The sequence below is a fragment of the Brachybacterium sp. sponge genome (assembly GCF_001613775.1).
In the GTDB taxonomy this organism is placed as follows: domain Bacteria; phylum Actinomycetota; class Actinomycetes; order Actinomycetales; family Dermabacteraceae; genus Brachybacterium; species Brachybacterium conglomeratum.
This window is the reverse complement of sequence record NZ_LRMP01000003.1, coordinates 354,328-379,275: the sequence shown is the minus strand read 5'-3', so window position 1 is coordinate 379,275 and position 24,948 is coordinate 354,328. Positions and strand designations below refer to the sequence as shown.

Here is a 24,948-nt window from a genome sequence, read left to right as displayed (position 1 = left end):
CCCCCCCCCCCCCCCCCCCCCCCCCCCGAGCTCAGTGTCCGAGGAGCCCACGTTCTTCGGCATGCCGTTCAGTCGAGCGTTCGATACGATCGATACGCGCACACGGCGCTTCGACTACGACCACCCGGCGCTCCAACGTGAGACCTTCGAGTACTACTACGACGAAGGAATCGCCCGGAAGCGCCCGTGGCACGCCGCATACCGGCGCGAGACGAAGTAGCCAGCGACCTCGGTCGCAACCACCAGGAACACTGGGCCATGAAGCGCCCTGGGTTCCGTTCCGTGGTTAGACGGTCGCGGGCGCGGTCGTCGTGGGGTGAGTGTAGGACGCTTCGACTTCGGCCGGGGTGCGATAGTCGAGTGCTTCGTGCAGGCGCTTCGTGTTCCACCAGGTGACCCAGTCCAGAGTGGCGATCTCGACGGCGGTCGCTGAGGGCCAGGTGCGGCGTCGGTGGATGAGCTCGGCTTTGTAGAGGCCGTTGACGGTCTCAGCCAGGGCGTTATCGTAGCTGTCTCCGACGGATCCGACCGAGGCCTGGACTCCGGCGGTGATCAGCGCATCGGAGTGGGCCAGCGAGACGTAGTTGCTGCCCCTATCGCTGTGATGGATCAGCCCAGTCCGAGACGCTTCTGCCGGGGAGGTCTGGAGGGCCTGCTCGAGAGCCTGCAGTGGCAGTGCCTCAGTGCGGAGGCTGGTGGCCACTGCCCAGCCGACGATCCTTCGCGTGAAAACGTCTGTGATGAACGCGGTGTAGCAGAACCCGGACGGGATCCGGACGTCGGTGATGTCAGCGACCCAGAGCTGATTCGGTCCGGCAGCCGTGAAGTTCCGCTCGACCAGATCGAGACGACGGTCCAGGCCACCAGCAGGGCTCGTCGTGAACACCTTTCGCCCACGGCGTATCCCGCACAGACCAGCAGCTTTCATCAGCCGAGCGGTCTGGTCGCGGCCGACTTCCCATCCGGCACGGCGCATCGCGTGATGCATCTTCCGATACCCGTAGACGCCGTAGTTCTCGGCATGAATCCGACGGATCTCTTCGACGAGCACCTCGTCACGGACCGCTCTGGCCGATGCCGGGCGCTGCTTCGCGGCACGGTAGCCGCGAGAGGTGAGGAACCCACGTTCCGTCGCGCCCAGGACGCGGCAGATGGCCTCGACCCCGAAGTGATCGCGGTGCCTATCGATGAAGGCGATCATTTCGTCGTGGGGTGGTCGAGTTCCCTGGCGAAAAACACGGAGGCGGCCTTGAGGATCTCGTTGGCCCGCCGGGACTCGGCGAGCTCTCTACGCAGTCTGCGGTTCTCCTCCTCGAGAGACTCCGCGGGGCCGGCCGAGGGCTCGGCTGGCCCGTAGCGGTTGCACCAGATCCTCAGCGTCTCCATGCCAACGCCGAGTTGGGGCGCGACAGCTCGGATCGACTCCGATCGTGGGCCACCTTCGAGTGCCTGACGGTCGTAGACCATGCGCACGGCACGGTCACGCAGCTCCGGACTGAACTTCTTGGGCATACTCCGATTCTCCTTGCTGAGACTCGGAACGGAACCCAGGGCGCATCAGAGATGACCAAGCGTGTCGCGTTTCAGGAGATGCTCGAACGCATCCGCCGAGACCGCGACGTGGACTACGTCATCGTCTACAAGCTCTCCCGCTTCGCGCGTAACCGCACCGACGACGCGATCGTCATGGCCGATCTACAGAAGCGCGGAGTCACCCTGGTCTCCGCGACCGAGCAGATCGACGCCACCCCGGTGGGGCAGCTCATGCATGGCATCCTCGCCGCGTTCAACGAGTACCGCTCCCGTGAGGACGGTGCCGACATCGCCTACAAGATGAGCCAGAAGGCCAAGAACGGCGGCACCCTCGGCCGTGCACCCATCGGGTACCTCAACGTCACCGAAAATATCGATGGCAGGAAGATCAACACCGTCAAGATCGATCCCGAACGCGCGCCGTTCATCAAGCTCGCCTTCGAGCTGTACGCCACACGCGACAAGACGTTCCAGGACATCGCCGAAGAGCTCACCGACCGGGGGCTTCGCACCCGCCCCACCCAGCGCCGTCCCGCCGGGCCGATCTCTGACTCCAAGATCCAGCAGATGCTCCGCGACCGCTACTTCCTCGGCGAGGTCCGCTACAAGGGCGAGACCTACCCCGGCAGACACGAACCCCTCATCGAAGAGGACCTGTTCAACCAGGTGCAGCAGCTCATGGACGAACGCGGCTACGCCCGCGAACGCCGCAAGCGCCACGACCACTACCTCGAAGGCACCATCTGGTGCGGACAGTGCCGCCTCGAACAGCACGTCAACCGGCGAATGATCCTCATGCGCACCACCGGCAGGCACGGCAACGCCGACTACGGATACTTCGTCTGCCGAGGGGTCCAAGACCACCTCTGCGACGCGCCGTACTCCAGCATCGACCGGGTCGAAGACGCCGTCGCCGAGCACTACAAGACCATACGCCTCAGTTCCGCGTTCATCGCCGCCGTCCGCCGCCACATCGAGTCCGCGCTGGACGACCAGGTCGCCGCGCAGCAGCTGCTCCGCAAGAACCTCGAAGACCAGCTCGCGCAACTCACCGTCAAGGAAGACAACCTCCTCGACCTCGCCGCCGACGGGTCACTCCCCCAAGAACGCATCCGCCAGCGCCTCCGGGAGATCTCCCGCGACCGGCAGCGCGTCACCGACCAGCTCAGCCAGGTTCACGGTGACCTCTCCAGCGGCCGAGCCTTCCTCGACGCCCACCTCGACCTGCTCGAGAACCCCTACGAGCTGTACCTCCACGCCAGCGAAGCCACCCGACGCAAGCTCAACCAGGCCATCTTCGCCCACGTCTACATCGCCCACGACGAGGTCATCGGGGACGACATCCGCTCGCCCCTGCGAGAACTCCTCGCCGCCGAACGCGGCTGGGAGGCCCTCACAGCGGGCGCAACGCCCGAGGCCGCCCGCATCGCGACCCAGGCCGCGACAGCGCGCCACAGCGGCCCAGAAACGCCAAAAGCCGCCCCGAAGGGCGGCCTGGCCGAGCTAACTAACCTGTGGCTTGACCTGCCTGGCGGCGTCTACGAAGACACCGATTGCAGTAAGCCTCTTATGGTGGAGCTAAGGGGATTCGAACCCCTGACCTCTTCCATGCCATGGAAGCGCGCTACCAACTGCGCCATAGCCCCGTATCGGGTGCCGCCCCATCAAGCGACTCGTCGAGAATACCCCGCTTCCCCGCTCAGGTGAAATCGGGAGGCAGGTTGTGTGACAGCAACCTCATCAGGCCCTCCGTCGGCTCCGCATGGAGCGGTTCGAGCACCGAGCGGTGGCAGTTCTCGAGCCCGGCGATGCCGCGGAATCCGCGCATGTCCAGGCCCAGCAGGGCGGTGATCCCGAGCGTGATCGCCGCGCCGTGGGCGACGACCATGACGGTCCTCTCGGGGTTCTCCTCGAGCAGGCGGCGGCAGCCGGCGGCGACGCGCTCGCCCACCTCGGGGCGGTCCTCGATGTCGAGGCCCGTGATCGGCCGATGGGCGCGCCAGTCGGCGTGCTCCGAGGGCCAGCGGCTGCGGATGTCCTCCCCGCGCAGGCCCTCCCACTTCCCGAAGCTGCGCTCGAGGAAGGCCTCGTCGGTGGAGACCTGGAGCCCGCAGGCGCGCGCGATCGCCCCGGCGGTGTCGCGGGCGCGCAACAGCGGGGAGGAGACGATGACGTCGGGCGGGGAAGCGGCGACGGTGCGGGCGAGCGTCTCGGCCTGGTGCCGACCATTCTCGTTCAGGGGGATGTCGACCTGTCCCTGCAGGCGGCCCTCCCGGTTGTGCTCGGTCTGGCCGTGACGCACGAGGACGAGCCGGGTGCGATGGGCCGGCCTCACTCGGCGCGGCCCTCGTCGATCCGGAGGTCGAGCACGGGGGCGTCTCGCCACAGCCGCTCGAGGGCGTAGAAGGCGCGGTCCTCGGCGTGCTGGACGTGCACGACGATGTCGCCGTAGTCCAGCAGCACCCAGCGCGCGTCGCGCTCGCCCTCGCGGCGCAGCGGCTTGCGGCGGCGCTGGGTCAGCAGCGCCTCCTCCACGCCGTCGACGATCGCGGAGACCTGGCGCTCGGAGTCCCCGCTGCACACCAGGAAGACGTCGGTGATGACCACCAGCTCCGAGACGTCCAGGCCGATGACCTCCTCGGCGAGCTTGTCGGCGGCGGCCTGGCCGGCCACGCGGGCGAGGTCGAGGGTTTCTTCGGGAGCGGTCACGCTGCGGGGTCCTCCAGGACGAGGTGGGCGGGAGTGGTGTCGAGCAGGGCGGTGGCGGAGGCCGAGGCCTCCGACGGCGAGAGCACGCCGGTCAGCAGCAGGGCGACCAGCGCGGTCAGCGCGAGCGCGATCAGCACCCACACCAGCCACAGCAGGCGGCGGCCGCCCGCGCTCTCGGGGCGGTGGAGCACCTTGCCGTCGAAGCGCGGTGCGGGGCGCGGATCGGGCGCGTCGGTGACGGAGAGCTCGCCGAGCTCGACGCCGTCGCTGTCGCGGACGATCTCCGCCTCCGCGGCGCGGGGCGCGGGGGCGCCGACGGGCTCCGGGGCGGGCTGGTCGCTGAGCTCGATGATGCGGGCACGGCGGCCGAACTTGCGCAGGGCGGGCACGGGCGCGTCGGCGTCGGGCGGGGGCACGGCGCCGCGGCGTCCCGGGGCCTCGGGGCTCGGCTCGGCGCCGGCGAGCTCCTCGGGGCTCAGCGCGCGGGCGCGGCGGCCGCGCCGCGGGGTGGTCTCCGGCTCGGTCATCGGCCGTCACCTCCTGTGTAGAGCGCGTACTTGTTGATGTATTGCACGACCCCGTCGGGCACCAGGTACCAGACGGGGGCGCCGGCGGCGACGCGGGTGCGGCAGTCGGTGGAGCTGATCGCCATGGCGGGCACCTCGATCAGGGTGACGCCGTCGTCCGGCAGTCCCGAGGTGTCCAGCTCGTGCCCCGGCCGGGTGACTCCGACGAAGTGCGCGAGCTGGAAGATCTCCTCGGTGTCCTTCCAGGTGAGGATGTTCTGGAGGGCGTCCGCGCCGGTGATGAAGAAGAGGTCCGCGTCGGGGTGCTCGGCGTGCAGCTCGCGCAGCGTGTCGATCGTGTAGGTCGCGCCGGGCCGGTCGACGTCCACGCGCGAGACGGTGAAGACCGGGTTCGCGGCGGTCGCGACGACGGTCATCAGGTAGCGGTGCTCCGGGTCGGAGATCTCCTGCGACGCCTTCTGCCAGGGCCGGCCCGTGGGCACGAACACGACCTCGTCGAGCGCGAAGACGCTCTGCACCTCGCTGGCGGCGACGAGGTGGCCGTGATGGATGGGATCGAAGGTCCCGCCCATCACGCCGATCCGTCGTCGCTGCAGCTCCACCGGTCTCAGCGGTCGGAGTCGGAGTCGGTGTCCGCGTCGTGCTTCTTGTCGAGGCTGCGGTGGTGCGCACCCCCGGTGAGCCAGGTGACGGCCAGCATGGTCATCAGGATGGCGAACGCACCGATCCCGATGAAGGGTGCGGGGATGCCCTCGCTCGCGCCGGCGCCGGACTCGGCGAGGATCATGAGCTGGTCGATCATGTTCTTGAAGGCCTTTCCTCGGGTGACCGGCCCATCATCCCACAGCGCGGGCGGGGTGCCGGTCGGAACCCGCCGGGTGGGAGTGGGGTCACGGGCGCACGTGGCCCTGACCGACCACGAGCCACTTGGTGGCGGTGATCTCGCTCAGCCCCATCGGGCCGCGGGCGTGGAGCTTCTGGGTGGAGATCCCGATCTCGGCGCCGAAGCCGAACTCGCCGCCGTCGGAGAAGCGGGTGGAGGCGTTGGCCATGACCACGGCGGAGTCGACCTCGGCCAGGAAGCGCTGCTGGGAGACGAGGTCGCGGGTGAGGATCGACTCGGTGTGGCCCGAGGAGTGGGCGCGGATGTGCGCGAGCGCGGCGTCGAGGTCGTCGACGACGGCGACGGCGAGCTCGAGGGCGAGGTACTCCACGTCCCAGTCCTCCTCCGTCGCGGGGACGTGCTCGACGCCCGCCGGCAGCAGCGCGGCCGCCCGCTCGTCCACGTGCAGGCGCACCCCGGCCTCCGCGAGAGCGGTGCCGAGCCGCGGCAGCGCCTCGGCGGCGACGTCCTGGTGGACCAGCAGCGTCTCCAGCGCGTTGCACACCCCGACCCGCTGGGTCTTGGCGTTGAGCACGATCTGCTCGGCCTGGTCGAGGTCGGCGCTCGCGTCGACCAGCACGTGGGTGGTGCCGGTGCCGGTCTCGATGACGGGCACCTGGGCGTTCTCGACCACGCGGCGGATCAGGCCCGCGCCGCCGCGCGGGATCAGCACGTCGACCAGGCCGCGGGCACGCATGAGCACGTCGGCGCCCTCGCGGCCGTGCGCGTCGATCCCGACGACGAGATCCGCCGGCAGCCCGCGCTCGGCGAGCACGTCCCGCAGCACCGCGATCAGCGCGGTGTTGGAGTGCAGGGCCGCGGAGCCTCCGCGCAGCACGACGGCGCTGCCGGCCTTCAGCGCGAGGCCGGCGGCGTCGACCGTCACGTTCGGGCGCGCCTCGTAGACCATCCCGATCACGCCCATCGGCACCCGCACCTGGCGCAGCTCGAGGCCGTTGGCGAGCACGGAGCCGCGCACCACCTCGCCGACGGGGTCGGGCAGCGCGGCGGCGTCGCGCAGCTGCTGCGCGATCGAGGCGATCCGCTGCGGGTCCAGGGCGAGCCGGTCGCGCAGACCGGCGGCCATGCCGGACGCGTCGGCGGCGGCGAGGTCCTGGGCGTTGGCGGCGACGATCTCGTCGGCGCGGGCGACGAGCGCGTCGGCCATGGCGTGCAGCAGCGCGTCCTTCTCGGCGCGGTGGAGGCGCGCGAGCACGGGCTGGGCGTCCTTCGCGGCGCGGGCGGCGCCGCGGACCGCCGACTCGACGGGAGATGACTGGTCGTCCATGGCCCGAGTCTACGAGGGGGTCGTCCAGGGAGCCCGGGGCGTCCGCCCAGGGAACATGCGGCGGGGGACCCTAGCCTCGGTCGGTCCGCCCCTCTCCCGAGCCCGAGGTGATCGCCCGCATGGACTCCGTCCTCCACCTGGTCGAGGCGGTCATGGCCTCGCCGTGGCTGTACGTCCTGCTCTTCGCGGTCGTCGCGGCGGACTCGGTCCTCCCGGTCTTCCCCGGGGAGACGGTGGTGATCACCGCGGGCGCCTATGCGGTCGCGCAGGAGTCGCCGCATGCGCTGGTGCTGATCCCGGTGACGATCGCGGCCGCGCTCAGCGGCGACCTGATCTCCCATCACGTGGGTCGCGGCGCCGGGCCGCTGACCGGCCGGATCCGCTCGAGGCGCGCCGGTGACAAGCTCCTGACCTGGGCGGAGAACGGCCTGGCCACGCGCGGCGGCTCGATCATCGTCACCGCCCGCTTCATCCCGGGCGGGCGCACCGCCACCTCGATCGCCTCGGGGATGATCCGCTATCCGCGGCCGCTCTTCGCGGGCTTCGCCCTGCTGGCCGCGACCGCGTGGGCGCTGTACAACGTCGGGATCGGGATGGCGGGCGGGCTGCTGTTCCGCGAGCAGCCGCTGCTGGGCGTGGTGCTCGGCATCGCGCTCGCGCTCGTGCTGAGCTGGCTGATCGAGCGGATCCGCTCCGGCCGGGAGACGCGGTCCCGCGTCCTTCAGAGCACCACCAGCTGATCCCGGTGGATCGCGGGGCGGCGGTACCGCTCCCCCAGCAGCTCGCGCGCCTCGTCGGTGCCGCGCCCCGCCATGGCCCGCAGCTCGTCGGAGCTGAAGGAGGTCAGGCCGCGCCCGATCACGGTGCCGTCCGGGGCGGCGACGTCCACGGGCACGCCCGCGGGGAAGGTCCCCTCGACCCGGGTGACGCCGACGGCGAGCAGGGAGCGACGGCGCGAGCGCACGGCGCCGGCCGCGCCCTCGTCCAGGTGCAGGGTTCCCGCGCCGCGGGTCGCGAAGCGCAGCCACACCAGGCGCGAGCGGCGCCGCCCGTGATGGGCGGGGAAGAAGGTGCCGACGTCCCGGCCCTCGACCGCCTCGGCGAAGCGCTCGGCGGAGGTCATCAGCGCCGCGGTGCCGGTGGTGGAGGCGAGCTGGGCGGCCGACAGCTTCGTGACCATGCCGCCGGTGCCGACCTTCGAGCCGACCGAGCCGATGCTCACCCCGGCCAGGCGCGCCACGTCCTCGACCACGCCGATCCGCTCCGCACCGGGTTCGCGGGGCGGGGCGGTGTAGAGGGCGTCGACATCGGTGAGCAGGATCAGCGCGTCGGCGCCGAGCAGCTGCGCGACGAGAGCCGCGAGGCGGTCGTTGTCCCCGAAGCGGATCTCGTGGGTGGCGGTGGTGTCGTTCTCGTTGACCACCGGCACGGTGCCGAGCTCGAGCAGGGCCTCCAGGGCGCTGCGCACGTTCCGATAGGTCTGGGGGCGGATCACGTCGGACTCGGTGAGCAGGACCTGCCCGGTGGTCCGCTCGTGCGCGGCGAAGGCGCGGGACCAGGCGGTGGCGAGGAGGGCTTGGCCCACGCTCGCGGCGGCCTGCTGCAGCGGCACCGAGGCGGGTCGCTCCGGCAGTCCCAGCGGGCCGAGCGCGGCGGCGATCGCCCCGGAGGAGACGAGCACGAGCTCCGTGCCGCGCGCCGCGAGCGTCGCGGCGACCTCCGCGACGCCATCGAGGCGGGACTGGTCCAGCCTCCCCCGGGCGTCGGTCAGGCTCGAGGAGCCGATCTTCACGACGATGCGGCGGGCGCCGACGAGCTCCTCGCGGGCGGAGAGACGGGCGGGCTGACGCAGCTCCGCCACGCTCACCGGGAACCGTCCCCGTCGCTCGAGGGGTCGGCCCAGTGGCCGGACCTCCGCTCCGCCTCCATCGCGGCGAGACGGTCCATGCGGGCGGCGGTGCGGGCCTTCTGCTCCTCGCGCTTCTGCTCGCGGGTGGGGCGGTGGTGGTCCTCGAGCCGGTCGTCGGTGCCGCGGCGGCCGAGCATCTCGGCACCGCCCACCATCGTCGGCTCCCAGTCGAAGACGACCGCGTCGTCCCCGGGGCCGATGAGCACGGTGGAGCCGGCGACGGCCCCGGCGGAGAACAGCCCGTCCTCGACGCCGAGCTTCGCGAGGCGGTCGGCGAGGAAGCCGACGGCCTCGTCGTTGGTGAAGTCGGTCTGGCGCACCCAGCGCTCGGGCTTGTCGCCGCGGACGCGGAAGGCGGTGCCGCCGTCGTACTGCTCGGTGACGACCTCGAAGGAAGCCCGGTCCGCGCCGCGCGGGGTGAGGACGACGGGCGCCGGCTCCGGAGCGGGCAGGGCGGCGCGCGCCTGCTCGACGAGCTCGCCGAGCAGGAAGGACAGCTCCCGCAGCCCCTTGCGGGAGACGGCGGAGACGTCGAGGATCGGCATCTCCCGCTCCCCCAGCCGCTCGCGGACGAGGTCGGCCATGTCGGCGCCGTCGGGCAGGTCGGTCTTGTTCAGCACGACCACGGCGGGCCGCTCCATGAGTGGCACGCGGGTCTCCGCCTCCTCGTCCAGGCTCGCGGCATAGGCGGCGAGCTCGGACTCGATGATCTCGAGGTCGCTGACGGGGTCGCGGTCGGACTCGAGCGCGGCGGCGTCCAGCACGTGCACCAGCACGTGGCAGCGCTCGATGTGGCGCAGGAAGTCCAGGCCCAGGCCCTTGCCCTGGCTGGCGCCGGGGATCAGCCCCGGCACGTCGGCGATCGTGTACCGGTGCTCGCCCGCCTCGACCACGCCGAGGTTCGGCACCAGGGTCGTGAACGGGTAGTCGGCGATCTTCGGGCGGGCGGCGCTCATCGCCGCGATGAGCGAGGACTTGCCGGCGCTGGGGTAGCCCACCAGCGCCACGTCCGCGACGGTCTTCAGCTCGAGCACGAGGGTGCGCTCCTGGCCCGGCTCGCCGAGCAGCGCGAAGCCGGGGGCCTTGCGCTGCTTCGAGGCGAGGGCCGCGTTGCCGAGGCCGCCGTTGCCGCCGCGTGCGGCGACGTAGCGGGTGCCGATGCCCACGAGGTCGGCGATCACGGTGCCGTCCTCCTCGGTGACCACGGTGCCGTCGGGCACGGGCAGGACGAGGTCCTCGCCGTTCGCGCCGTGGCGCAGGTCGCCCTTGCCGAAGCCGCCGCCGGTCGCGCGCTGGTGCGGCTTGTGGTGGTACTCCAGCAGCGTCGTGGTCGAGGCGTCGACCTCGAGGATCACGTCGCCGCCGCGGCCGCCGTCGGCGCCGTCGGGGCCCGCGAGGGGCTTGAACTTCTCGCGCCGGATGGAGGCGGCGCCGTGCCCGCCGGATCCTCCGACGACCTGCAGTCGGACGCGGTCGACGAATGTGGCCATGGGTGCTCTCCGAGGGTCGAGGGTGCCGTGGGGTGGAAGGGGGTGGATAAGCGACGAGGGGCGGAGCGATCGGCTCCGCCCCTCGAAGGACGCTGGGTGCCCCGGGTCCGGGGCGGCGTGTCAGACGGTCTCGACGACGCTGACCACGCGACGGTCGCGCTTGCGGCCGAACTCGACGGTGCCCGCGGTGAGCGCGAACAGCGTGTCGTCGTTGCCGCGGCCCACACCGTCGCCGGGGTGGATCTTGGTGCCGCGCTGGCGGACGAGGATCTCGCCGGCGCCGACGACCTGGCCGCCGAAGCGCTTCACGCCGAGGCGCTGGGCGTTGGAGTCACGGCCGTTCTTGGAGGAGCTGACGCCCTTCTTAGATGCCATCTGGGATCAATCCTTTGTCTGGTCGAGGGATCGCTCAGGCGATGCCCGTGATCTTCAGCCGGGTGAGCTCCTGGCGGTGGCCCTGGCGCTTCTTGTAACCGGTCTTGTTCTTGTAGCGGAGGATGCGGATCTTCTCGCCGCGGAGGTCCTCGACCTTCTCGGCGGTGACCTTGACCTTCGCGAGCTCGGCCTGGGCGGAGGTGACCTTGTCACCGTCGACCAGCAGCACGGGAGCGAGATCGATGCTGTCGCCCGCCCCGCCTGCCACGCGGTTGATCACGATGGTGTCACCGACCGACACCTTCTCCTGACGACCGCCTGCGCGGACGATTGCGTACACCACGTCACGTCTCCATCTTGTGATTCGGATCTAGTCTTCGAGTCGTGCGCCCACTCGGGTGACCACCGCGGACCTGCGACCGTCAACCGTTCCCGGCCGGGGAGCCGGGCGGGAGATGCGGTCGCGCGATGTCCACCGGACGACGACTGCGACGCGTTTGCGCCAGGGGACAGCTTACGATCCCGTGAACAGCCGGTCAACCATGGGACACGCCCCGACCAGCGAGAACGCCGTCACACCGTGTGGAACAGCTCACTGGTCCCCGTCGGGATCGACCACCTGGCCGTCGACGACGACCTCGGGCTGGCTGTGGCTGCCCGAGGCGGCGGCGATCGAGGCGATCGTCGCGCGGGTCAGCGCACGGCTGTCCTCGTCGTCGGCGAGGCGGTGGACGTCGCCGGACTCCTCGGAGCCGCCGGCGTCGCCGCCGTGCTCGTCCTCGTCCTTCGCCCCGCCGCGTCCGCGTCGGCCGCGCCGGCGCGAGGAGCCGCCCTTGGAGCCGTCCTCGCCGCCGCCGCCGCTGCCGCCGCCCTGGGGGTGGCTGTGGCCGCCGTCGGCGTCCATGTCGACCGTCATGCCACGGCCGTGGCAGTGCTCGCAGGTGGTGGAGAAGGTCTCCACCAGGCCCTGGCCCACGCGCTTGCGGGTCATCTGCACCAGGCCCAGCGAGGTCACCTCGGCGACCTGGTGCTTGGTGCGGTCCCGGCCCAGGCACTCCACGAGGCGGCGCAGCACGAGGTCGCGGTTCGCCTCGAGGACCATGTCGATGAAGTCGATGACGATGATGCCGCCGATGTCGCGCAGCCGCAGCTGGCGCACGATCTCCTCGGCCGCTTCGAGGTTGTTCTTGGTGACGGTCTCCTCGAGGGAGCCGCCGGAGCCGGTGAACTTGCCGGTGTTCACGTCGACGACGGTCATCGCCTCGGTGCGGTCGATGACGAGGGAGCCGCCGGAGGGCAGGTACACCTTGCGGTCCATCGCCTTCAGCAGCTGCTCGTCGATGCGGTGCTTGGCGAAGACGTCCTTGTCGCCGACATGGCGGGTGACGCGCTCGAGCAGGTCGGGGGCGACCTCGGAGACGTAGGAGTGGACGTCGTCGTAGACCTTGCCGCCCTCGACGATCAGGGAGGTGAAGTCCTCGTTGAAGACGTCGCGCACCACCTTGATGGCGATGTCGGGCTCCTGGGAGAGGGCCACGGGCGCGGACCGCGACTTCTGGGACTTCTGGATCTTCTCCCACTGGGCGGTGAGGCGCTCGACGTCGCGGGTGAGCTCCTCCTCGCTCGCTCCCTCGGCGGCGGTGCGCACGATCACGCCCGCGTCCTCGGGGATGATCTGCCGCATGATCTTCTTCAGCCGGTTGCGCTCGGTGTCGGGAAGCTTCCGGGAGATGCCGGTCATGGAGCCGCCGGGCACGAACACGACGTAGCGGCCGGGCAGGGAGATCTGGCTGGTCAGGCGCGCGCCCTTGTGGCCGATCGGGTCCTTGGTGACCTGGACCAGCACGGGGTCGCCGCTCTTCAGCGCGAGCTCGATGCGGCGCGGCTGGCCCTCGAGGCCCACCGCGTCCCAGTTGACCTCGCCGGCGTAGAGCACGGCGTTGCGGCCCTTGCCGATGTCCACGAAGGCGGCCTCCATGGAGGGCAGCACGTTCTGGACCTTGCCGACGTACACGTTGCCGACCATCGAGGTCTGCGACTTCTGGGCGACGTAGTGCTCGACGAGCACGTCGTCCTCGAGCACCGCGATCTGGGTGCTGCCCTGGCGCTCGCGCACCACCATCGAGCGCTTGACGGACTCGCGGCGGGCGAGGAACTCGGCCTCGGTGATGACGCTGCGGCGACGGCCGGCGTCACGGCCCTCGCGGCGGCGCTGACGCTTGGCCTCGAGCCGGGTCGAGCCCTTGACGGCCTTGACCTCGTCGCGCGCCTCGCGCACCTTGACCACGGTGTTCGGCGGATCGTCCGGGGAGGAGCCGTCGTCCCCGCTGCTTCCCGAGCGGCGGCGACGGCGGCGACGGCGCGAGCTGGAGCTCGAGCCGCCCGAGGAGGAGCCGGAGCTCTCCTCGCCCGAGCCGTCCTCGGTCTCCTCGTCCTCGGAGGAGTCCTCCTGCGCGCTGTCCTCGGCGCCGCGGTCGCCGCTCTGGGAGTCGTCTTCCCCGCGCCCGCGGCCGCGACGGCCGCGGCCCCCGCGACGACGGCGGCGGCGCGAGGAGCCCGAGCCGCTCTCGGCGGAGCCGTCGGCGCTGTCGTCCTCGCCCTCGGAGTCGGTGTCCTCGGAGTCGTCCTGGTCCGTGTCCTCGTCCTGCGGCGCGTCCTGCTCGCGGGAGGAGGAGCGGCGGGAGCGGCTGCGGGACCGGCTGCGGCGCGAGGGCTGGGCGTCCTCGTCGCGGGTCTCCTCGGCCTCCTCCTCGTCGCGGGAGTCCTCGTCGTCCTCGTCCTGCGGGGCGACGGTGGTGCGGGGCTGCGGGGTCGGCGCCTGGAAGAGGAGGGAGGCGAAGTCCATCTGGACCTGCTCGCGGCGGCGCGCCCGGTCCTCGTCGACCTCGGGCTCGGCGGCGGCGGAGGTCTCGCTCGCGGTCCCGGTCGCGGAGGCGAGGGCCTTCAGATCGTCCAGGACGGGGTTCGCGGCGGTCCCCTGCGCCTGCTCCTGCTGCTCGTCGGCCTCGAGCTCCGGCGCGGGCTCCTGCGTCGGCTGGGCCGTCGGCGCCTGGAAGGTCGGCGCTCCCGCCGGCGCCCCGGCCCGGCGGCGACGGCGCGTCGGCGCGGCGGGCGCGGCCTCGAGGGGCTCCTCAGACTGGGGGGCGACGACGGTCCGCGGCGCGGCGTCCTCGGGCGCCGCGGCGGGCTCCGGGGTCACGGCGGGGGCGCCGGCCGGGGCTCCCGCGCGGCGGCGTCGCCGTGCCGGGGGTGCTCCGTCGTTCGACGCGTCGTTCTCGGGATTCTGGGTGCTGTCAGCCATGCGGCCGTCTCCTTCTGGAGGGCCAGCGCACCCTGGCCCCGTCTGGTCATCGTCCCTGGGGACGGAAGTCTCTGGCCCTCGCCGTCGCGCAGCTCCACGCGGGAGCGCTGCGATGCCGATCGCGGGGAGCACTGCGGTCGCGGTGAGTCCGCGTGGCCGGTGCTCGACGTCACGACGCCGGGAGGTTCCCCCGCTCGGTACGGAGCAGAAGAGTGCCTCGGCCAGTATGGCACAGCGTGCATCTGCCGCCGCGGAAGGGGGACCATGGTCCCCGGGGCGGTGCGCGCGGCCGCTCTAGTTTTCATGACAGCGTGTCGTCCACTCGGGAGGATCCATGGAAGCCCTCGACCTGGCACGGTGGCAGTTCGGCATCACCACCGTGTACCACTTCATCTTCGTGCCGTTGACGATCGGGCTGTCCCTGCTCGTCGCGATCATGAACACCCGTGCCGTGTTCGCGAAGGATCCCGTGCGCAAGGACGCCTGGACCCGGATGACGAAGTTCTTCGGCTCGATGCTGATCGTGAACTTCGGCATCGGCATCGCCACCGGCATCGTGCAGGAGTTCCAGTTCGGGATGAACTGGTCCGAGTACGCCCGCTTCGTCGGCGACGTCTTCGGTGCGCCGCTGGCGCTGGAGGGCCTCGCCGCCTTCTTCCTCGAGTCCGTCTTCCTGGGCCTGTGGATCTTCGGCTGGGGGAAGATGCCCGAGAAGATCCATCTGCTGACGATCTGGGCGGTGGCGCTGGGCACCACGCTCTCGGCCTACTTCATCATCGCCGCGAACTCGTTCATGCAGCATCCCGTCGGCGCGCTGCTGAACCCCGAGACCGGGCGCGCCGAGCTCGACCCCTCGCAGGGCTCGATCCTCGCCGTGCTCACGAACGTCACAGCGATGGCGGCCTTCCCCCACGTCGTCTCCGGCGCCTGGCTCGTCGCCGGCGCGTTCCTCACCGGCGTCGCCTCCTGGCACATGGTCAAGCACCACCGGGCCGCCCGCGAGATGGGGCTGGAGACCGAGGAGGGCCAGGAGCAGCATCGCGCCGCCCGTGACCTCTACCGACCCACCGTCCGCTTCGGCGTGGTGGCGATGTTCGTCTCCGCGATCGTGCTGGTGATCTCCGGCGACTTCCAGGCCCAGATCATGTTCAAGCAGCAGCCGATGAAGATGGCGTCGGCCGAGGCGCTGTGCGAGACGGAGACCGGTGCGAGCTTCTCGATCCTCACCATCGGCGGCCCCGACGCCTTCGCCGAGCAGTGCGGGGACGTCACCCACCTCATCGAGGTGCCGTACGTGACCTCCTTCCTCGCCACCCACACCTTCGATGCGACGCTGCAGGGCGTCGACGACCTCAACGCCCAGTACAAGGAGGAGTTCGGCGAGACCGCGACGAACATCCACGGCGAGGAGGTCGAGGCCGACTACCGCCCGAACCTCTTCGTCACCTACTGGTCCTTCCGCCTGATGATGGGCCTCGCGGCGTTCAGCGGGATCCTCGCCCTCTGGGCGCTGTGGGTCACCCGCGGCAAGGGAGAGAACGCCCGCACCACCGGATCGAAGGCCTTCCAGTGGTTCGCCGTGCTCGCGATCCCGATGCCGTTCCTCGCCAACTCCGCCGGCTGGGTGTTCACCGAGATCGGCCGTCAGCCCTGGGTCGTCCACCCCAATCCCGACGACCCGACGGTGCGGCTGATGACGCTGCAGGGCGTCTCCGCCCACCCCTCGTGGATGGTGCTCGCCTCGCTGGTCGCCTTCACCCTCGTCTACGGCGTGCTCGCCGTGATCTGGTTCCGGATGATGCAGAAGGCCGCGCTGAAGGGCGCGCCGCTGCCGCAGCGGGACCCGGAGACCGAGGAGCTCGACACGCCCACCCTCTCCTTCGACTACTGAGAAGGGACCCACCTGCTCATGGACACCATGCTCGACCCCACGGTCCTGCAGACCCTCTGGTTCGCGCTGATCGGCTTCTTCTTCCTGGGCTACTTCGTGCTCGAGGGCTTCGACTTCGGAGTGCAGATGAACGTGGCCGCCTTCTGGCGCCGCGGCACCGGCACCCGCGGCACGATCCTGCGCACCATCGGCCCCGTCTGGGACGGCAACGAGGTGTGGGTGATCACCGGCGGCGCGCTGCTCTTCGCGGCCTTCCCCGAGTGGTACGCCACCCTGTTCTCCGGCTTCTACCTCGCCCTGCTCCTCCTGCTGCTGGTCCTGATCGTGCGGGTGTGCGCCTTCAAGTGGCGCGAGAAGCACGAGGACGACCGCTGGCGCACCTCCTGGGACGTGGTGCACGTGATCGGCGGCTTCGCCCCGGCCCTGCTGTGGGGCGTGGCCTTCTCGAACATCGTCGCCGGTGTCGCGATCGACCAGAACCACTGGGTGACCACCTCGCTGCTGGGTCTGCTGAACCCCTTCGCGCTGCTGGGCGGGCTCGTGTTCGTGCTGCTGTTCTGGCTGCACGGCACCCTGTACCTGACGCTGAAGATCGAGGGCCCGCTGCGGGAGGACGCCCACCGCCTCGCGAGCCGGCTCGTGTGGCCGACGATCGTGGCCGGCGCCGCCTACCTGCTGTGGTTCCAGCTCGCGCACTCGAACACGCCGTGGACCCTGATCCCGCTCGCGATCGCGGCCGTGGCGCTGATCGCGGTGGTGCCGCTGGGCCGTGCCCGTCGTGAGGGCCTCGCCTTCGGCGCGACCACCACCGCGATCGCCGCGGCGACGATCACCCTGTTCGGCGGCCTGTTCCCGTACGTCATGCCGGCCTCCAACGACCCGGCGAACTCGCTCACCGTCGCGAACGCCTCCTCGACCGAGCACACGCTGACGGTGATGCTGATCGCCCTCGCGATCCTGCTGCCGATCGTCATCGCGTACACGATCTGGACCTACCGGGTCTTCCGCCATCGGATCACCGACGAGGACTCCCCCGCCCCCGGCGAGGGCCTCGTCGAGCGGGCCCGGGCGGGCTACCGGGAAGCGTTCGGCCAGGAGTGAGCACGCCCACGCGCGCGCGGCGAGCGCCCCTGGACCCCCGTCTGGTCCGGGAGGTGCGCGCCGCGCGCGCCCATGTCGCGAGGACCGTGGTCCTCGGGCTCGTCCAGGCCGCCTGCGTGATCGTCACGGCGCTGGTGATCGCGCACCTCGGCGCGCGGCTGCTCGTCGAGCGGGACGTCCCCGAAGGCGCCCCGGGGATGCTAGCCCTGCTGGTCCTCGCGCTCGCCGTGCGGGCGGGGGCGGTGCTGGTCGAGGAGGCGACCGCGCACCGCGCCGCGACCGCCGCGATCAGCGACCTGCGCGCCCGCGTCCTCGCCCACGCCGCCCGGCTCGGCCCGCGGGCCGGGGCCGGCCGCGGCGCGGACGTGACGGCACTGGCGACGACGGGGCTGGAGAAGCTGCGCCCCTATCTGGTGGGCTACGTCCCCCAGCTGATGCTCTCGGCGACGGTCACCCCGCTGTGCCTGCTGACGATCGGGCTGCTCGATCCGCTCAGCGCCGTGATCGCCCTGGTCACCCTGCCGCTCGTGCCGCTGTTCATGATCTTGGTGGGGAAGATGACCGTGGGCCGCTCCGAGAGGCTGCTGGCGGACATGCGCTCCCTGTGGTCCCAGCTGCTGGACCTCGTCGAGGGCCTGCCCACCCTGCGCGCCCTCGGCCGCGAGCGCGGCCCGGAGCGGGTGGTGGAGACCCTCGGCGACCGCCACCGCTCCTCCGCCATGGGCTCGCTGAAGTTCGCCTTCCTCTCCTCGATGGTGCTCGAGCTGCTGGCCACGCTGTGCGTGGCGCTGGTCGCGGTGTCGATCGGCATGCGGCTCGTCTACGGGGAGATGGACCTCGCCCCGGCGCTCGCGGTGCTGGTCCTCGCCCCCGAGGTGTACCAGCCGCTGCGCAATGTCGGCTCCCAGTACCACTCCTCCACCGACGGCCTAGCCGCGGTCGGCGCGGCCTTCGAGGTGCTCGACGAGCACGCCCCGGCCGACGGGACCCGTCCCGCCCCCGCCCTCGCCGGCGCGACCCTCGCCCTGCGCGGTGTGAGCGTCGCCTCGCGCGACGGCCTCGCCCCGCACGCGGCCGAGATCGAGGTCCGCCCCGGCCGCATCACCGCGCTGACCGGCCCCTCCGGCGCCGGGAAGACCACCGCCGTGCAGGTGCTGCTGGGCCTGCTGGAGCCCGAGCACGGCCGCGCCGAGGTGATCGCCGCCGACGGCACCGCGACCGACGTGCGCGAGCTGGAGCGCCGCAGCCTCTGGGACCAGATCGCGCTGCTCCCCCAGCGGCCCGTGCTCCCGCCCGGCACCCTGCGCGAGGTCCTCGCCGCCGCCCGCCCGGACGCGGACGACGACGAGCTCGGGGCCGCCGCGGCCGCCGTCGGCCTCGACACCGTCATCGCCCGCCGCGGCCTCGACGCGGACCTGGGCCGCCGCGGGCAGGGACTCTCCCTCGGCGAGCGTCAGCGCCTGGCGCTGGCCCGCGCCCTGCTCTCCCCCGCCCCGCTGGTCGTGCTCGATGAGCCAACCGCCCATCTCGACGGCGCCGCCGAGCAGATCGTGCTGGACCTGCTGGGCGAGCTGCGCGCCCAGGGCCGCACCGTGCTCGTCGTCGCCCACCGCTCCCGCCTCGTCGAGGCGGCCGATGACATCTTCTCCGTCGACTCGCGAGCGGAGGTCTCCGCATGACCGCCCAGGCCGCCCCGCTGCGCCGCGCCGAGCGCGCCCTCGCGATCCCGCCCGCGCGGCTCCTCGCCGCGGTCCTCGCCGCGGTCGCGACCCTCGGCTCCGCCTTCGCGCTCGCCGCGGTCTCCGCCTATCTCGTCACCCGCGCCTGGACCATGCCGCCCGTGCTCGACCTGACCGTCGCCGTGGTGATGGTGCGCGCCCTCGGCGTCTCCCGCGGCGTGTTCCGCTGGCTGGAGCGGATGCTCACCCACGACGTGGCGCTGCGGGGCGTGGTCTCGCTGCGCACCTCGCTGTTCACGGCGCTCGCCTCCCGCACCGATGACGCCCTGACGCGGCTGCGGCGCGGCGAGCTGCTCTCCCGGCTGGGCGATGACGCGCAGGAGCTCGGCGACCACGTCATCAAGGCGATCGTGCCCGCCCTCGTCGCGGCCGTGATGCTCGTCGTGGTGCTGGCGACCTTCGCCCCGCTGTCCCTGCCCGCGACGGCCGCGATGGCGGCCTCGCTGCTGCTGGCGGCGGTGGCCGCGCCGTACTTCGCGCACCGCGCCGCCGCGCTCACCGAGCAGGCCGTGCTCACCACCCGCGGCGACGTCACCTCCCACTCCCTGGAGATCCTCGACGACGCCACCTCGCTGCGGGTGGACGGCCGGCTCGACGGGGCCCTCGCCCGCCTCGCCGCCGCGCAGTCCGCGCACGACGCCGCGATCGACCGGGCCGCCCGCCCCGCCGCGCTCGCGGCCGCCGCGGTGCCCGCGAGCATGGTCCTGGCGGTCACCGGCTCGCTGCTCGCCGCCGGCGCCGCCTGGACCTCCGGCGACCTCTCCGCCGGACAGATCGGGATCCTGCTCCTGCTGCCGCTGTCCTCCTTCGAGGCGGCGACCGCCCTGCCCGCCGCGGCGACCCAGCACGCCCGCTCCCGCGCCGCCGCCGAGCGCCTCGACGCCCTGATCGGCGAAGGTGGCGAGGGCGGTGAAGGCGATGACTCCGCCCCGGTCCCCGCCGAGCGTCCCGCCACGGCGACCCTGACCGCCCGCGACCTCACGGCCGGCTGGTCCCCCGACGCCCCGTGCGTCCGCGGCCTGGACCTCAAGCTCGCCCCCGGCTCCCGCCTCGCGGTCGTCGGCCCCTCCGGCAGCGGGAAGTCGACGCTGCTGGCGACCCTCGCCGGGCTCCTCGCTCCGCTGGGCGGCGAGGTCTCGACCGACGCCGCCTCACTGCGCGAAGCGGTGACGATGTTCGCCGAGGACGGGCACGTCTTCGCGACCACGCTGCGGGAGAACCTCCGCGTCGTCCGCGGCGACCTGACGGATGAGGAGGCCCTCGCGGCGCTCGCCGCCGTCGGCCTCGACGACTGGCTCGCCACCCTCCCCCACGGGCTCGAGACGATGCTCGGCCCGGACGGGACCACGGTCTCCGGCGGCGAGCGTCGTCGCCTGCTCCTGGCCCGCGCCGTGGTGCGTCGCGGGCCGGTGCTGCTGCTGGACGAGCCGACCGAGCACCTGGACACCGCCCGCGGCGACGCCCTGCTCGCGGCGCTGCTCACCCCGGGCGACGAGTCCCTCGTCCCGGCCTCGTCCACGGTCGTCGTCGTCACCCATCGCCCCGAGGCGGTCCCCGCCGACACGCCCGTGCTTAGGATCGGAGAGCCCCGATGAGAGACCGCCCCCGCATCCAGGACCTCGCCGGCGCCGTCCTCGCCGGCGGGGAGACCGAGGACCTGCTGGACCTGATGCTCCGCTCGGCCCGCACCGATCTCGGCGCGCGCAGCGCCGTGCTGGTGATGCCCCTGGACCGCGAGGCGTGGACGATCGAGATGGTCGACGGGCCCGACGCCCCCGCCCTGCTCGGCGAGCAGGTGCCCGCCGCGCATCCGATCGGCGTGGCGCTCGAGCACGCCGACGCCGATGCGCTCGAGCGGATCGAAACCTTCGCCCTCGGCGAGGAGAGCTGCCGCGTGATGCTCGCCGTGATCGATGCGGCCGAGCACGGCACCGGGCTGCTCGGGGTGCTGCGCCCGGAGGGCTCCGAGGAGTTCACCGCCGCGGACCGGGAGCGGCTCGACGCGCTCGCGGGGCTCGTCGGCCTCACCCTGCGCGTCCCGACCCTGCAGGCCGATTCCGAGATCGACGACGAGCGCGGACGGATCGCGCGCGATCTGCACGACCTCGCGATCCAGGAGCTGTTCGCGGTGGGGATGGAGCTCGAGGGGCTGGTGGACTCCCTCGGCTCCCCGGACGTGACCCCGTCGAAGGCGCGGATTCGCTCCTCGGTCGCGGCCTCCGTGCAGGGGGTCGAGAACGCGGTCGCGCAGATCCGGCTGATCGTGCAGTCGCTGCGCCGCGAGCGGGCGGAGGCGACGCTCACCGAGCAGCTGCGCCGCGAGGTGGGGCTCGCGACCGCGGGCCTCGGCTTCGTGCCCTCGCTGCGCCTGCCCCCGCATCCCGCGGAGATGGATTCGGAGCTGCCGCCGGAGATCGCAGACGACGTGGTCGCGGTGGTGCGGGAGTGCCTCGCCAACGCCGCCCGTCACGCGCATGCCAGCGCGGTCGCGGTCTCCGTGAGCGTGTTCTCCGAGGGCGTGGACCGGGTGGTGCAGGTGAACGTCTCGGACAACGGCCGAGGCATCGACCCGACGGTGCGGCGCCGCTCGGGGCTCGCGAACATGTCCTCGCGGGCCCGGCGCCATTCGGGCTGGGTGGATGCGATCACCCTCGAGCCGGGCACGATGATCTCGTGGCGGGTGACGCTGCCGGTGGCGTGACGCCTACTGCGTCTTCCAGCCCGCCCGTCGGCGGGCCGCGACCATCGCCGCGACCTGGGTGCGGCGCTGCATGCCGAGGGTCTGCAGGATGACGGTGACGCGGTTCTTCACCGTCTTCTCCGCGATGCCGAGCGCATCGGCGATCTCGCGGTTGGAGTGCCCGTCGCCGATCAGCTCGACGATCCGCTGGTCGGACTCGGACAGGTCCGGGCCGTCCTCGACGTGATCGGCGGGCCAGACGGGGCGGCCGGCGTGCACGGCCTGGATCGCCTCGACGATCTCCTGGGAGCGGGCGGACTTCAGCATCAGGCCGGCGGCGCCGGCGGCGCGCGACTCGCGCAGCGCGGCGTCGTCGTCGAAGCTGGTCAGCACCAGCATCCTCTGCTCGGGGTCGAGCTCGCGGGCGACCTTCATGACGTCGATGCCGGTGCCGTCGGGCAGCTGGAGGTCGACCAGCAGCACCTGGGGGCGGATGGCGGGGAGGCGCCGGGTCGCCTCGGCGACGGAGGACGCCTCGCCGATCACGGTGAGGGCGGGGCTCGCGTCGATCGCGGTGACGATGCCGCGGCGGACCACCTCGTGGTCGTCGACGAGCATCACGCGGATCGGGCCGTCCTGCTGGGTCGCTGTCACGTGGCGTCCTTCCTCATCTCGGCGGGCACGTCGAAATCTATCGCACCGGGGACGACGCGGGTCTCAGCGTCCCCGCTGGCATCGCGGGCAGAAGTGCGAGGAGCGGTTCGCGTGCATCACGCGCCGCATCACGGTGCCGCAGCGCGGGCACGGCTCGCCCTCCTTGCCGTACGCGTTGAGGCTGCGGGCGAAGTACCCGCTGCGCCCGTCGACGTTCACGTACAGCGCGTCGAAGCTCGTCCCTCCCACCTCGAGCGCCCGCTCCATCACGTCGCGGGCGGCGCGCAGCAGCGCCGGCGCCTGACGGGGGCCGAGCGCGGTGCCCGGGGTGTCGTACCGGATCCGCGCCGCCCACAGCGCCTCGTCGGCGTAGATGTTCCCGATCCCGGAGACGATCTCCTGGTTCAGCAGGAGCGTCTTGACTGCGCTGCGCCGGGTGCGCAGGGCGCCGGCGATGCCGGACAGGTCCGCGGCCGGGTCCAGCAGGTCGCGCGCGATGTGCGAGGCGCCTTCCGGCAGCAGGGCGTCGGGGCTGCCCACGCCGGCGAGCGCCCCGCCCTCCGCCTCGAGGAGCGGACTCGTCCACAGCCCGCCGAAAATCCGCTGGTCGACGAAGTCGAGCCGCGCCCCGTCGTCCAGGTGCAGGCTGACCCGGCGGTGTCGCAGCGGGTCGGAGGCCGGGCCTTCGGACAGCTCGACCGACGGCGCGGCCGTCGCGTCGGGCGTGCTCATCCGCAGCTGTCCGCTCATGCCGAGGTGCGCCATCAGCGCCTCCCCGGCCTCGGACCCGTCCGCCTCCGCGAGGCGCCACCACAGGAACTTCCCGCGCCGCACCACGGCGGTGAGCCGGGAGCCGACGAGGGCCGCGCGCAGGCGGTCCTCTCCCCCGGCCTGTCGGCGCAGCGAGCGGGGCTCGAGCACCTCGAGCGCGGTGATGGTGCGGCCGACGGTGCGGGGCTCGAGGCCGCGCCGCACCACCTCGACCTCGGGCAGCTCGGGCACCGGCTCAGCCCCTGGGGATGAGGGACTCGCCGCGCTCGGCGAGGACGCCCCGCACCGCGTTCTGGGCGGCGGCGAGCTCGGCGTCCTTCTTCGAGGCGCCGTCGCCGCGGGCGGTGACGACCCCCTCGACGGTGACGGTCGCGGTGAAGGTCTTCTGGTGCTCGAGGCCCGACTCGGTGATCGTGTAGGCCACGTCCTTGCCCTCCGCGGCGGCGATCTCCTGCAGGCGGGACTTGAAGTCGTAGCCGGCCTCGAGGAACTCGTCGGAGTCGAGCATCGGGCTGAGCAGGTCCAGCACGAAGCGGCGCGAGACGTCCTGGCCGAGCGCGAGGTGGACCGCGCCGATCACGGCCTCGGTGGTGTCGGCGAGGATCGAGGCCTTGGCACGGCCGCCGGTGAGGTCCTCCCCGCGGCCCAGGCGCACGTAGGCGCCGAGGTCGAGGCGGGAGGCGATCACGGCGAGCGCCCGGGTCGAGACGGTCGCGGCGCGGCGCCGGGCCAGGTCGCCCTCGGGCAGCGTGGGGTGGGCGGCGTAGAGGTGCTCGGTGACGGCGAGCTGCAGCACGGCATCGCCCAGGAACTCGAGCCGCTCGTTGTGCGGGAGGCCGTCATGCTCGTAGGAGTAGGAGCGGTGCGTGAGCGCGAGATCGAGCAGCCCGGAGTCCGTCAGGTCCGCGGCCTGCCCGGCGTCCAGCGGCAGTGTGTCCAGCAGGCCCTGCGGGGCGGCGGCCTCGGCGGCGCGGCGCCTGCGCGCCATTAGGCCTTCCCGTCCTGCGCGTCGTCGTCCTTCGGGTCCTCGTCGAACAGGCCCTTCAGCGCGGCGAAGCGCTCGTCGATGACCTCGTGGTGGTGGTCGGGGTCGTCCTCCATGCGGAAGCCGCACTGGGCGCACAGGCCCGGGCAGTCCTCGCGGCACAGGGGTCGCTCGTCGGCCTCCATCGCGAGGGCGTCGCGCACCACGGGGCCGAGGCGCACCTCGTCGTCGACGAGCAGGACGGAGTCCTCGCGCTCCTCGGCCTTGATCTTCTCGGGGTAGAGGAACAGCTCGTCGAAGCGGGTGGCGATGTCCTGGTCGACGGGGTCGAGGCAGCGCGAGCACTCGCCCTCGAGGTGGGCGGTGACGGTGCCGTGGGCGTAGATCCCCTCGACCACGGTTTCGAGCTCGAGCTCGATCGCGATGGGCTCGCCCTCGGAGACCTGCATGGCGAGGCCGCCGGCCTCGCGGGCCGGGGCGGGGACGGTGTGCTCGACGCGGCGGTGCGTGCCGGTGCGGCCGACGAGGTCGACGGCGTCGAAGCGCAGGGCGTCGTCGAGCGGCGAGGTGGGAATGGCGTCGGTGGTCATCTGCTCAGCGTAGGTCAGAGGCGGTCCGGAGCGCCTCCAGCGAGGCGGCGGGGAGCATGTCGGAGACGTCACCGCCGAGGGCGTGCACCTCGCGGACGAGGGAGGAGGAGATGTGGGCGAGGGACTGGTCGGTGAGGAGGAAGACGGTGTCGGTCCCGGCGAGGTGGTGGTTCATGCGCGCCATCGGCTCCTCGTAGGAGAGGTCGAGCTGGGAGCGCAGCCCGCGCACGACGGCGCCCGCGCCGACCTCGCGGCAGAAGTCGACGAGCAGGCCGCGGGGCAGGGTGCGCACCTCGGTCTGCTCGGAGAGGCCCTCGTCGGCGAGCGCGGCGCGGATCGCTGCGGTGCGCTGTTCGAGGTCCAGCAGCCCCTTCTTGGAGGGGTTGTGGGAGACGGCGACGATCACGTGGTGGCCGAGGGCCGTCGCGCGCCGTGTGAGATCGAGGTGGCCCAGGGTGAAGGGGTCGAAGGAGCCAGGCAGGACGACGGTGGTCATGGCCGTCACTCTAGTGCGGGCTCTGG

Annotated in this window: 24 protein-coding genes, 1 tRNA gene and 1 pseudogene; 7 read left to right on the top strand and 19 right to left on the bottom strand. The window is 72.3% G+C overall.

Features of this window, described 5'->3' with window-relative positions:
- Positions 1 to 286: 286 nt before the first annotated feature.
- A protein-coding gene (locus tag A4A78_RS14515) for an IS3 family transposase (RefSeq protein WP_231881061.1) occupies positions 287 to 1,512 on the bottom strand; the annotation gives its coding sequence in 2 pieces (ribosomal slippage) (positions 287 to 1,227 and positions 1,227 to 1,512; 1,227 coding nt in all).
- Positions 1,513 to 1,563: 51 nt separating this feature from the next.
- Here A4A78_RS14515 and A4A78_RS18385 point away from each other — a divergent pair.
- A pseudogene (locus A4A78_RS18385) lies at positions 1,564 to 2,163 on the top strand (recombinase family protein); the annotation flags it as partial.
- Between the two features lie 462 nt (positions 2,164 to 2,625).
- Here the strand turns inward: A4A78_RS18385 and A4A78_RS14500 are convergent.
- The 8 genes from A4A78_RS14500 to A4A78_RS14465 all read right to left on the bottom strand — a co-directional run bounded on the left by A4A78_RS14500 (position 2,626) and on the right by A4A78_RS14465 (position 6,940).
- Positions 2,626 to 2,853 carry a hypothetical protein gene (locus A4A78_RS14500; protein WP_062950480.1) on the bottom strand — a complete coding sequence of 76 codons (228 nt, stop codon included), beginning with the start codon at positions 2,851 to 2,853 and terminating at the stop codon, positions 2,626 to 2,628.
- A 250-nt stretch (positions 2,854 to 3,103) separates the two neighbouring features.
- A tRNA-Ala gene (locus tag A4A78_RS14495) sits at positions 3,104 to 3,179 on the bottom strand.
- 53 nt (positions 3,180 to 3,232) lie between these two features.
- The gene (locus tag A4A78_RS14490) at positions 3,233 to 3,868 is read right to left on the bottom strand and encodes a histidine phosphatase family protein (protein ID WP_062950478.1); all 636 of its coding nucleotides are present in this window, start codon (positions 3,866 to 3,868) and stop codon (positions 3,233 to 3,235) included.
- Positions 3,865 to 4,242, bottom strand: coding sequence for a ribosome silencing factor (rsfS, locus tag A4A78_RS14485; protein ID WP_062950477.1), 378 nt, complete (start codon positions 4,240 to 4,242; stop codon positions 3,865 to 3,867). The genes A4A78_RS14490 and rsfS overlap by 4 nt, the downstream gene beginning before the upstream one ends.
- A complete protein-coding gene (locus tag A4A78_RS14480) occupies positions 4,239 to 4,769 on the bottom strand; it encodes a hypothetical protein (RefSeq protein ID WP_062950475.1) in 531 nt (176 codons plus the stop codon). Before A4A78_RS14480 ends, rsfS begins: the two co-directional genes overlap by 4 nt.
- Positions 4,766 to 5,341, bottom strand: coding sequence for a nicotinate-nucleotide adenylyltransferase (gene nadD / locus A4A78_RS14475; RefSeq protein ID WP_062950530.1), 576 nt, complete (start codon positions 5,339 to 5,341; stop codon positions 4,766 to 4,768). Before nadD ends, A4A78_RS14480 begins: the two co-directional genes overlap by 4 nt.
- A gap of 35 nt (positions 5,342 to 5,376) precedes the next feature.
- Entirely contained in the window at positions 5,377 to 5,571 is a 195-nt protein-coding gene (locus tag A4A78_RS14470; RefSeq protein ID WP_062950473.1) for a hypothetical protein, read from the bottom strand.
- 88 nt (positions 5,572 to 5,659) lie between these two features.
- On the bottom strand, positions 5,660 to 6,940 hold the full coding sequence (locus tag A4A78_RS14465) for a glutamate-5-semialdehyde dehydrogenase (protein ID WP_062950472.1): 1,281 nt from the start codon (positions 6,938 to 6,940) through the stop codon (positions 5,660 to 5,662).
- Positions 6,941 to 7,059: 119 nt separating this feature from the next.
- Between A4A78_RS14465 and A4A78_RS14460 the strand changes: the two genes are divergently transcribed.
- Positions 7,060 to 7,680 (top strand): DedA family protein, encoded by a 621-nt coding sequence (locus tag A4A78_RS14460; RefSeq protein ID WP_062950470.1) that lies wholly within the window; start codon positions 7,060 to 7,062, stop codon positions 7,678 to 7,680.
- On the opposite strand, the gene proB is transcribed toward A4A78_RS14460, so the two are convergent.
- The 5 genes from proB to A4A78_RS14435 form a co-directional block, all read right to left on the bottom strand.
- Positions 7,662 to 8,807 carry a glutamate 5-kinase gene (proB, locus tag A4A78_RS14455; protein WP_062950469.1) on the bottom strand — a complete coding sequence of 382 codons (1,146 nt, stop codon included), beginning with the start codon at positions 8,805 to 8,807 and terminating at the stop codon, positions 7,662 to 7,664. The two genes, A4A78_RS14460 and proB, sit on opposite strands and share 19 nt — an antisense overlap.
- Positions 8,804 to 10,339: a GTPase ObgE gene (gene obgE, locus A4A78_RS14450; protein WP_062950467.1), complete on the bottom strand. Its 1,536-nt coding sequence runs from the start codon at positions 10,337 to 10,339 to the stop codon at positions 8,804 to 8,806. The genes proB and obgE overlap by 4 nt, the downstream gene beginning before the upstream one ends.
- A gap of 120 nt (positions 10,340 to 10,459) precedes the next feature.
- Positions 10,460 to 10,714, bottom strand: coding sequence for a 50S ribosomal protein L27 (gene rpmA, locus A4A78_RS14445; protein WP_010551799.1), 255 nt, complete (start codon positions 10,712 to 10,714; stop codon positions 10,460 to 10,462).
- Positions 10,715 to 10,748: 34 nt separating this feature from the next.
- On the bottom strand, positions 10,749 to 11,057 hold the full coding sequence (gene rplU / locus A4A78_RS14440; RefSeq protein WP_062950465.1) for a 50S ribosomal protein L21: 309 nt from the start codon (positions 11,055 to 11,057) through the stop codon (positions 10,749 to 10,751).
- Positions 11,058 to 11,306: 249 nt separating this feature from the next.
- The gene (locus tag A4A78_RS14435; protein WP_062950463.1) at positions 11,307 to 14,015 is read right to left on the bottom strand and encodes an Rne/Rng family ribonuclease; all 2,709 of its coding nucleotides are present in this window, start codon (positions 14,013 to 14,015) and stop codon (positions 11,307 to 11,309) included.
- 334 nt (positions 14,016 to 14,349) lie between these two features.
- Between A4A78_RS14435 and A4A78_RS14430 the strand changes: the two genes are divergently transcribed.
- Genes A4A78_RS14430 through A4A78_RS14410 form a run of 5 tightly spaced genes read left to right on the top strand, consistent with a single transcriptional unit; the run spans position 14,350 to position 21,447 of the window.
- Complete coding sequence (locus A4A78_RS14430) at positions 14,350 to 15,906, top strand: cytochrome ubiquinol oxidase subunit I (RefSeq protein ID WP_062950461.1); 1,557 nt, start codon at positions 14,350 to 14,352, stop codon at positions 15,904 to 15,906.
- An 18-nt stretch (positions 15,907 to 15,924) separates the two neighbouring features.
- Positions 15,925 to 17,007, top strand: a complete 1,083-nt coding sequence (cydB, locus tag A4A78_RS14425) for a cytochrome d ubiquinol oxidase subunit II (protein ID WP_062950459.1) — start codon at positions 15,925 to 15,927, stop codon at positions 17,005 to 17,007.
- Complete coding sequence (gene cydD, locus A4A78_RS14420; RefSeq protein WP_082835354.1) at positions 17,004 to 18,686, top strand: thiol reductant ABC exporter subunit CydD; 1,683 nt, start codon at positions 17,004 to 17,006, stop codon at positions 18,684 to 18,686. Before cydB ends, cydD begins: the two co-directional genes overlap by 4 nt.
- Complete coding sequence (gene cydC, locus A4A78_RS14415; RefSeq protein WP_062950457.1) at positions 18,683 to 20,341, top strand: thiol reductant ABC exporter subunit CydC; 1,659 nt, start codon at positions 18,683 to 18,685, stop codon at positions 20,339 to 20,341. Before cydD ends, cydC begins: the two co-directional genes overlap by 4 nt.
- Entirely contained in the window at positions 20,338 to 21,447 is a 1,110-nt protein-coding gene (locus A4A78_RS14410; protein WP_062950456.1) for a sensor histidine kinase, read from the top strand. The genes cydC and A4A78_RS14410 overlap by 4 nt, the downstream gene beginning before the upstream one ends.
- Before the next feature lie 3 nt (positions 21,448 to 21,450).
- On the opposite strand, the gene A4A78_RS14405 is transcribed toward A4A78_RS14410, so the two are convergent.
- The 5 genes from A4A78_RS14405 to coaD all read right to left on the bottom strand — a co-directional run bounded on the left by A4A78_RS14405 (position 21,451) and on the right by coaD (position 24,922).
- The gene (locus A4A78_RS14405) at positions 21,451 to 22,080 is read right to left on the bottom strand and encodes a response regulator transcription factor (RefSeq protein WP_062950455.1); all 630 of its coding nucleotides are present in this window, start codon (positions 22,078 to 22,080) and stop codon (positions 21,451 to 21,453) included.
- A gap of 63 nt (positions 22,081 to 22,143) precedes the next feature.
- Complete coding sequence (gene mutM, locus A4A78_RS14400; RefSeq protein ID WP_062950454.1) at positions 22,144 to 23,082, bottom strand: bifunctional DNA-formamidopyrimidine glycosylase/DNA-(apurinic or apyrimidinic site) lyase; 939 nt, start codon at positions 23,080 to 23,082, stop codon at positions 22,144 to 22,146.
- A gap of 4 nt (positions 23,083 to 23,086) precedes the next feature.
- Complete coding sequence (gene rnc, locus A4A78_RS14395; RefSeq protein WP_062950453.1) at positions 23,087 to 23,839, bottom strand: ribonuclease III; 753 nt, start codon at positions 23,837 to 23,839, stop codon at positions 23,087 to 23,089.
- Complete coding sequence (locus tag A4A78_RS14390) at positions 23,839 to 24,426, bottom strand: DUF177 domain-containing protein (protein ID WP_062950451.1); 588 nt, start codon at positions 24,424 to 24,426, stop codon at positions 23,839 to 23,841. Before A4A78_RS14390 ends, rnc begins: the two co-directional genes overlap by 1 nt.
- 4 nt (positions 24,427 to 24,430) lie before the next feature.
- A complete protein-coding gene (gene coaD / locus A4A78_RS14385) occupies positions 24,431 to 24,922 on the bottom strand; it encodes a pantetheine-phosphate adenylyltransferase (protein WP_062950449.1) in 492 nt (163 codons plus the stop codon).
- Between the last annotated feature and the right edge of the window lie 26 nt (positions 24,923 to 24,948).

Bases quoted from the DNA above. Each gene is read 5' to 3' on its own strand.
- rpmA (WP_010551799.1), bottom strand. From the start codon at position 10,714: ATGGCATCTAAGAAGGGCGTCAGCTCCTCCAAGAACGGCCGTGACTCC.
- A4A78_RS14390 (WP_062950451.1), bottom strand. From the start codon at position 24,426: ATGACCACCGACGCCATTCCCACCTCGCCGCTCGACGACGCCCTGCGC.
- nadD (WP_062950530.1), bottom strand. From the start codon at position 5,341: ATGGGCGGGACCTTCGATCCCATCCATCACGGCCACCTCGTCGCCGCC.
- A4A78_RS14410 (WP_062950456.1), top strand. From the start codon at position 20,338: ATGAGAGACCGCCCCCGCATCCAGGACCTCGCCGGCGCCGTCCTCGCC.
- A4A78_RS14460 (WP_062950470.1), top strand. From the start codon at position 7,060: ATGGACTCCGTCCTCCACCTGGTCGAGGCGGTCATGGCCTCGCCGTGG.
- rnc (WP_062950453.1), bottom strand. From the start codon at position 23,839: ATGGCGCGCAGGCGCCGCGCCGCCGAGGCCGCCGCCCCGCAGGGCCTG.
- cydC (WP_062950457.1), top strand. From the start codon at position 18,683: ATGACCGCCCAGGCCGCCCCGCTGCGCCGCGCCGAGCGCGCCCTCGCG.
- A4A78_RS14430 (WP_062950461.1), top strand. From the start codon at position 14,350: ATGGAAGCCCTCGACCTGGCACGGTGGCAGTTCGGCATCACCACCGTG.
- A4A78_RS14470 (WP_062950473.1), bottom strand. From the start codon at position 5,571: ATGATCGACCAGCTCATGATCCTCGCCGAGTCCGGCGCCGGCGCGAGC.
- A4A78_RS14435 (WP_062950463.1), bottom strand. From the start codon at position 14,015: ATGGCTGACAGCACCCAGAATCCCGAGAACGACGCGTCGAACGACGGA.
- obgE (WP_062950467.1), bottom strand. From the start codon at position 10,339: ATGGCCACATTCGTCGACCGCGTCCGACTGCAGGTCGTCGGAGGATCC.
- coaD (WP_062950449.1), bottom strand. From the start codon at position 24,922: ATGACCACCGTCGTCCTGCCTGGCTCCTTCGACCCCTTCACCCTGGGC.
- A4A78_RS14465 (WP_062950472.1), bottom strand. From the start codon at position 6,940: ATGGACGACCAGTCATCTCCCGTCGAGTCGGCGGTCCGCGGCGCCGCC.
- cydB (WP_062950459.1), top strand. From the start codon at position 15,925: ATGGACACCATGCTCGACCCCACGGTCCTGCAGACCCTCTGGTTCGCG.
- A4A78_RS14480 (WP_062950475.1), bottom strand. From the start codon at position 4,769: ATGACCGAGCCGGAGACCACCCCGCGGCGCGGCCGCCGCGCCCGCGCG.